Below are 7,503 nucleotides of genomic sequence, written 5' to 3'. Positions count from 1 at the left end.
CATGCAGCGTATTCTACTGATTTCGTGGTTGATGTCAAACACTTTTTTCATTTTTTTAAAAAAATGAAAAACACTGTGCTTATTGCAAGTGCAGCTTGGCAATTCTGCGCTTTCCTACTTGTATTACATACGTGTTCCCTGCTGCTAAGACTAGCGCGGGATCTTCAACTTTCTCACTATCTACTTTAACTGCCCCCTGCTTCACCATCCGTATAGACTCTGACGTACTTTGCGTGAGGTTCATTTGTTTTAATAATTGTGCCAAGGGAATTGGCTCCTCACTTATTATAGACACTTCTTCTAAATCTGCAGGAATAATGCCTTTTTGGAAACGCGCAATAAAATCCTTATGTACTTGTTCTGCTTGCCCTTGATCATGGAAGCGCGCAACAATCTCTTTAGCAAAATCAATTTTAATGTCACGAGGATTAGCACCCTCGACTACCGACTGCTTTAATGCCTGGATTTCTTGACCTGTTTTAAAACTCAATAAATTAATATAGCGCCACATTAACTCATCAGACACCGACATAATTTTACCAAACATATCCGTAGCCGGTTCATTAATACCAATATAGTTATCCAACGATTTAGACATTTTCTTAACGCCGTCTAATCCTTCTATTAATGGTGTCATCATGATGACCTGAGGTTCATGACCATAATGCTTTTGTAACTCACGTCCCATTAATAAATTAAACTTCTGATCCGTTCCACCAAACTCGACATCCGCTTTCAATGCAACCGAATCATAACCTTGTAATAAAGGATAGAGAAACTCATGAATCGCTATAGGCTGCCCTGAAGTATAACGCTTATTAAAATCATCACGCTCTAGCATACGTGCGACAGTATGTGTTGCGGCAAGACGAATTAAATCAACTGCCGTAAATTGACCAAGCCATTGTGAATTAAAAGCAACGGTTGTCTTTTGTGGATCTAAGATCTTAAACACTTGCTCTTGATAGGTTTTCGCATTTTCCAACACACTCTCTTGGCTTAAAGGCATGCGGGTTACATTTTTTCCTGTAGGATCACCAATCATTGCGGTGAAGTCACCTATTAAAAAAATAACCTCATGACCAAACTGCTGGAACTGCCTTAATTTATTAAGAAGTACCGTGTGTCCTAAATGTAAATCAGGTGCGGTGGGATCAAAACCTGCCTTTATTTTCAAAGGGGTTCCCTTCTGTAGCTTTTTTTCTAATTCATGTTGGGGAAGAACCTCTTCACAACCTCGCATTAATTCGGCACAAACTGAATCTTGAACTATCATGACATCAAAACCTTTATAAATGATTGACCTATCTTCTCACACCGAGTATCTTAGCCCGGTTGGCAATTTCCTGCCATACCTAATAGGTGATTTAAAATAATTTGTCACCCGAAATTGAACAAAATGCATACAAATGCATTCTTGCGGATGACAACATATAGGCAAACAATGGATAAAAAACCTTATATTCGAACACGACAATCTGGTAATCCATCCAAATTATTAATGGGCTCTGCATTAATTATCGCCCTATCGCTTCCCTATGTGCTCGTGAAAAACTTTTCGCATCATGATCATAATAATTTAACACGTCAATCTATTTCATTACCCAAGCAAGAAAAAAAAATAATCACGGAACAGAAAAAATCTGTAAAAATTCAGGAAATGGCTAAAGTTGTAGAGCAGACAAGTAAAGAAGAAAAAGCGGTTAAAGCAGAGAAATCCATTCCCGTAAATAAAATTGCAACAATGGATAAAACAGAGAAGTCAGTTAAAAAAGTTATAGTAGCCAAAGCCATTAAAACAGCGAAGGTAATTAAAGACAATGAATGGCAAACAGTTAGACCGCGATCCGGTGACTCAATGGCCACCATATTCCATCGTCTGGGGTTAACCGCGCAAAATTTACATTTGGTTATTTACAAAAACCCTCATGCAAAAGTCCTTACTTCCATAAAACCAAGTCAGGAATTGCAATTTTTGATTAATAAAAAGAAGCTAGAAAAGCTGGTCATTCCGATGAATGACATTCAGACACTGACTGTTTATAGGGATGGTGCTGTCTATAAGACTAAAGTCGACTCGAAAAAAGTAACTAATCAAGACCGCTATGTGACGGGAATTGTCAATGGTTCGCTTTATACCACGGCACAACGTTTAGGTATTCCCAGTAAATTAATTCGTCAGATGACTACGATTTTAAGTAAACAGGTTGATTTCGCACGTGGCGTACGCTCAGGAGATCGTTTTTCTATTGTTTATGAAGCTCAGTATGTTAAAGACAAAATGGTGGGAACAGGTGATATTGTTGCGGTCAGCTATACGAACCGCGGTAAAACGGCCCAAGCAGTACGTCATATCAGTGCTAATGGGACTCATGATTATTATACCCCTCAGGGTGAAAGCTTTAAAAAGGCATTTTCACGCTACCCCCTTAAATTTAGTCATATCAGCTCAACCTTTACTGCATCAAGATATCATCCCATATTGCGCTATCGCAGAGCCCATAAAGGGATTGATTTGGCCGCGCCAATTGGTACTCCCATCCAAGCCACAGGTGATGGGATTATTAAAACGATTGGCCGTCATAATGGTTATGGCAATATGATTGAAATTAAGCACGATAAAACCTACAGTACGGTCTATGGCCACATGCTCAAATTCCAAAAAGGCATATCCAAAGGAAGTCGGGTAAAAAGAGGTCAAGTGATTGGTTACGTAGGGCAAACAGGTCTTGCTACAGGTCCTCATTGTCATTATGAGCTTCATGTCCATGACCAGGCAAGAAACCCAACGACCACTTCGTTACCAACCTCTTCTCCAGTGCCAGCACGAGAAATGGCATCATTTAAAGCGAGGACACGTAACTTATTCTCTCGTTTAAAATTATACGAGGAAGCAAGTTACGCCGGTAAAAGTAAGAAAAAGAATAAGCGTGTTGGCTAAACAGCGTATTTAAGAATGCCTTCTACATGAGGGCGTTCTTTTATGAAGCATTATTAATGCACCAATTTTACCCGGAGCCAACTTACCTGTCAGCGGCAAATAGTGCTTAAAATTTATAAGACAATTCGTTGGTTTGTCTGCGATTGTGTATAAAGATCACCCGAATAAATAACGACAAATAATTACTGATGCGATAATTCCGGCTAAATCGGCCAATAACCCGGCAGGAATAGCATGACGTGTGCGGCGAATCCCAATGGAACCAAAATACACAGCAATCACATAAAAAGTGGTTTCTGTACTTCCCATCATAGTCGCTGCGGTTTTAGCAATCAGTGAGTTCCCTCCGAATTGATGAATCAATTCAGCCATAATTCCAGTTGAAGCACTGCCCGAAAAAGGACGAATCAACGCCAAAGGCAATACTTCAGGCGGCATACCGATCATGGCCATCAAGGGGGCAAGCAATTGTCCCATTAAGGTGAAAAAGCCAGAGGCACGTAACATGCCAACGGCAACCATCATAGCAATTAGATAAGGAACTATATTTAAAACCGTATCAAAACCTTGCTTCGCACCGATGATAAAGGCATCAAATACATTTATTTTTTTTACTGCGGCGGCATATAAAGGAATGCCAACAATAAAAACCAAGAGCATCCAATTGGATAATTGATTGGCTAATGCATTCATAAACTGTCTACCTTGCCAACGCGAAATACGGATAATTTAGCCAATTGTGTTACCACCGTAATTGCAACCACTGTAGAGCAAATAGTTGCTACCAAAGCGCTAAATACAACACTGGTTGGATTCGTACTACCATTGGCGGCAAGGTATGCGATTGCTGTCGCCGGAATTAACTGCACGCTAGAAGTATTAATTGCTAAAAAGGTACACATAGAATTCGTAGCAATTTTTGCATGTTGATTCAGAGTCTGCAATTCTTTCATTGCTTGCAATCCAAACGGCGTTGCCGCATTGGCTACTCCTAGCATATTGGCAGCAATATTCATTGCGATAGCCCCCATTGCGGGATGATCGGTAGGCACATCAGGAAACAAGCGTCTTAAAATGGGGCGCAATACATTACTCAATAGTTTGATTAAGCCTGATTCAGTAGCTATAGACATAATACCCAGCCATAAACACATAATCCCGGCCAAACCAAGAGCAAGTTCAAAGCCAAGTTTGGCGGAGTCAGTTACTGCACGCACCACCTCATCGATGCGCCCTTCGATGACACCCACAATAATCGAGGTTAGTATCATTCCTAACCAAATTAAATTTAGCATTCTTGCCTCCAAGCTCCGGAACAAGTTAACATGTAATTCATAACTGGCTCAAAATATAAGACAATCCTCATGAAATACATGTTCGCTCCTTTAAAAAACTTAGCTTTTGTAACGAGTTTTCTTGCCTGCGTTCCCGGCTATGCCTTTGATTCGAGTGCTACAGAAAAACAAGCTAATTTATCGATAAAGGAACTATATCATAAGCTGAACAACATGCCGAACATTTCCATGAGCCAGCGAATTAATTGGATCAGTAAACAATTTCTCGGAGTCCCCTACATACTTGGTTCGTTGGGAGAAGGACCTAAAGCGCGCTATGATCAATTTCCACGATATCGAGTTGATGGCTTTGATTGCGATACCTATGTCAATACAGTGGTCTCTTTAGCCTTGGCACGTTCATTACCTTCATTTCAGCAATGCATCAAGCAAATGCGTTACAGCAATGGTGAGGTAGCTTACATCCAACGAATGCATTTTACCGGTTTAGATTGGAATCAAGCGCATCAGCAAGCAGGAAGATTTAAAGACATCACCGTAGCAATTAAAGATGAACACCATCACCCGGTAGCCCAATTTGCGAGTGCCCAGATTGAAAAACCTAATTGGTATGCTTATAAAACTATTGCCACTATTCGCTTACAAAATGCCGATAAAGCACAACAAGAAGCACGGTTAGCGGAGTTAAAAACTAAAGGGGCAAAATTAGCAGTTGCCGCTGAAAAAGTCCCTTATTTGCCATTGACCGCTTTATTCCCCGAAAAAAACAAACCAAATAGGCACTTATTTGCGCAAATCCCCGATGGCGCTATCATTGAAATCGTACGCCCAAACTGGAATCTGCGCGAAAAAATTGGTACGGCATTAAATATTTCTCACTTAGGTTTTGCAATTCGTCATGACGATCAATTGTATTTTAGAGAAGCCTCTTCAGAATATGGCAAAGTAGTTGATGTTCCTTTAATCGAATACCTGCAACACGCATTAGAGAGCCCAACAATAAAAGGCATTAATGTGCAGATAATCGTCCCTAGCAAAGCATCAGCTAAAGATTGTAAAATGCAGGTTTCAATACCACACTAGTTTAGGTAGACTATAGCAAATACAGCCAGGGTATACTCCTGGTCATTCCATTCTGACATAGGAATAAACAATGAATTATGGATTAACTCAAAAACCGTCTCTATCAACCAGTGAATGTCTTGTGCTTGGCATTTTTGCTGATGATAAATTATCCGATTTTGCGCAAATCTTAGATAAAGAGCACCATGGCTTGATTACTAAACTGGCACAAAAAGCAAGTGATGCAGGAGATGCCATTTGGCAGGCACATATTGAAGGCAGCAGTTTATTGCTCATTCAATGCGGAAAAAAAGAAAAATTTACCCCGGCGCTATTGAAAAAAAGAGTCCTGGAAATCACCGATGCCTTAATCAAACAACGCATTAAATCAGCAACCGTGTGCCTACCCCAACTACCAGAATATTCTGCCGATTGGCAGCTGGAGCAAATGGTAGTTCACATCGACAGTCAATGTTATCAATTACTCGACTTTAAAAAGAAAAATGCCAAACCGCATGTATTGGCGTCCATTAATTTTTACCTTCCTAATGCCACAGAACAGGCATTGACAGTGGGACAGGCAATTGCAGATGGCGTGGAATTTACACGTAACCTGGCCAATATGCCGGCCAATATTTGTACCCCCTCCTATTTGGGTGAACAAGCCATGCACCTGGCAGAACAATTTGCGTCACAGATTAATTGCACAGTGCTGGGACCTAATGAAATGCTGGCAATGGGTATGGGTTCTTTGTTAGCGGTAGCACAAGGGTCAGACCAACCACCAAGACTTATTGATATTCAATACAAAGGAGCCGGCGATGCAGCCCCCATAGTGCTTGTAGGTAAAGGTATTACCTTTGACTCGGGTGGCATGTCCATAAAACCTGCAAATGTCATGGATGAAATGAAATATGATATGTGTGGTGCAGCAAGTGTTTTAGGAACAATTAAAGCCTGTGCTTTACTTAAACTTCCCGTGAACATAGTTGGGCTGATTGCTAGTGCAGAAAACATGGTTAGTGGTGCCGCGATAAAACCTGGTGATATAGTCACCAGTATGTCAGGACAAACCATTGAAATTCTCAATACCGATGCCGAAGGCCGTTTGGTGCTGGCTGATGCGTTGACCTATGCAGAACGTTTTAACCCTAAATTTGTTCTGGATATTGCCACCTTAACCGGAGCGATTATTGTTGCCCTAGGCACCGTAGCTTCTGGTTTTATGACTAAAGATGACGAGCTAGCCCAGCTGATTAATGAAGCAGCTCAAGAAAGCAACGACCGTGTCTGGCGTATGCCGTTGGATGAGGAATATCAAGATGCAATCGACAGTCCGTTAGCGGATATGATTAATGCAGGCTTTGATCGTACCGCCGGCAGTGTTACTGCAGCATGTTTCTTATCACGATTTACTGAAAAATACCGCTGGGCTCATTTAGACATTGCGGGTACTGCATGGGTTTTTGGAAAAAAACGTAATGCTACTGGTAGACCTGTTCCTTTATTAACTCAATTAATTCGCCATGCCGCCAATTCGCGTTGATTTTTACTTATTAGAAAGCGACCAAAACCAAGCCCGTTGGTTGGTCGCTTGCCGTCTTTTGGAAAAAGCCTATGCTCGAGGTCATCGAGTTTATGTTTTTTGTAATCATCAACAAGATGCTGAGTTACTCGATGAGCTATTATGGACCTTTAAGGAAGATAGCTTTATTCCACATAACCTGCAAGGAGAGGGTCCTGAACCACCGCCCCCCATACAAATCGGTTATGGTAATGAACCAAGAGGATTTAATGATATTTTATTAAATCTAACCAACCACATCCCACCATTTTATGCAAAATTTAAACGGGTAATGGAGTTAGTTGCCAATATTGAGGCAGAAAAAGAACAGAGCCGGGCTAATTATCGCGAATACCGCGCGAAGGGTTGTGAATTGTATACGCATCCGATTAAGTAGATTTCTGTCTCAGAATAATAGGGTATGCTAATTAGTGTGTTTTTGAGCTCTTGGGACATACAATATCAGCTTCGGTGTCCACATAAAGAAGTATCGTTCACTATGAAAATAACACCATTTAAACGCAATGCGAACGTTATTAATTATAATGAATGCGATGCTCAGGACAAGCCGGGGCTTTGAACAGATGCAACTGTCTTGAATTATAATTCAAGACAGTTGCTACACGGAGCAAGAATACACT

Annotated in this window: 7 protein-coding genes; 4 read left to right on the top strand and 3 right to left on the bottom strand. The window is 40.9% G+C overall.

Annotated features, from left to right (window positions below; translation table 11 throughout):
• Window positions 1–79: 79 nt before the first annotated feature.
• Window positions 80–1,276: a tyrosine--tRNA ligase gene (gene tyrS, locus LDG_RS16165; protein ID WP_006872523.1), complete on the bottom strand. Its 1,197-nt coding sequence runs from the start codon at window positions 1,274–1,276 to the stop codon at window positions 80–82.
• Window positions 1,277–1,444: 168 nt separating this feature from the next.
• Here tyrS and LDG_RS16160 point away from each other — a divergent pair, with 168 nt between their 5' ends.
• The gene (locus LDG_RS16160) at window positions 1,445–2,941 is read left to right on the top strand and encodes a peptidoglycan DD-metalloendopeptidase family protein (RefSeq protein WP_006872522.1); all 1,497 of its coding nucleotides are present in this window, start codon (window positions 1,445–1,447) and stop codon (window positions 2,939–2,941) included.
• Between the two features lie 156 nt (window positions 2,942–3,097).
• Here the strand turns inward: LDG_RS16160 and LDG_RS16155 are convergent, their stop codons facing one another.
• Window positions 3,098–3,634 (bottom strand): spore maturation protein, encoded by a 537-nt coding sequence (locus LDG_RS16155; RefSeq protein ID WP_006872521.1) that lies wholly within the window; start codon window positions 3,632–3,634, stop codon window positions 3,098–3,100.
• Window positions 3,631–4,236 (bottom strand): nucleoside recognition domain-containing protein, encoded by a 606-nt coding sequence (locus tag LDG_RS16150; protein ID WP_006872520.1) that lies wholly within the window; start codon window positions 4,234–4,236, stop codon window positions 3,631–3,633. The genes LDG_RS16155 and LDG_RS16150 overlap by 4 nt, the downstream gene beginning before the upstream one ends.
• A gap of 78 nt (window positions 4,237–4,314) precedes the next feature.
• Here LDG_RS16150 and LDG_RS16145 point away from each other — a divergent pair, with 78 nt between their 5' ends.
• From LDG_RS16145 to LDG_RS16135, 3 genes are all read left to right on the top strand, one after another.
• Window positions 4,315–5,319 (top strand): N-acetylmuramoyl-L-alanine amidase-like domain-containing protein, encoded by a 1,005-nt coding sequence (locus tag LDG_RS16145; RefSeq protein ID WP_006872519.1) that lies wholly within the window; start codon window positions 4,315–4,317, stop codon window positions 5,317–5,319.
• A gap of 70 nt (window positions 5,320–5,389) precedes the next feature.
• On the top strand, window positions 5,390–6,844 hold the full coding sequence (locus tag LDG_RS16140; RefSeq protein ID WP_006872518.1) for a leucyl aminopeptidase: 1,455 nt from the start codon (window positions 5,390–5,392) through the stop codon (window positions 6,842–6,844).
• Window positions 6,825–7,259, top strand: a complete 435-nt coding sequence (locus LDG_RS16135; protein WP_006872517.1) for a DNA polymerase III subunit chi — start codon at window positions 6,825–6,827, stop codon at window positions 7,257–7,259. The genes LDG_RS16140 and LDG_RS16135 overlap by 20 nt, the downstream gene beginning before the upstream one ends.
• Window positions 7,260–7,503: the final 244 nt, after the last annotated feature.

It is taken from the genome of Legionella drancourtii LLAP12, assembly GCF_000162755.2.
GTDB classification, from domain to species: domain Bacteria; phylum Pseudomonadota; class Gammaproteobacteria; order Legionellales; family Legionellaceae; genus Legionella; species Legionella drancourtii.
Note: the sequence above shows the minus strand (reverse complement) of the source record. Positions and strands in the feature narration are given on the sequence as shown.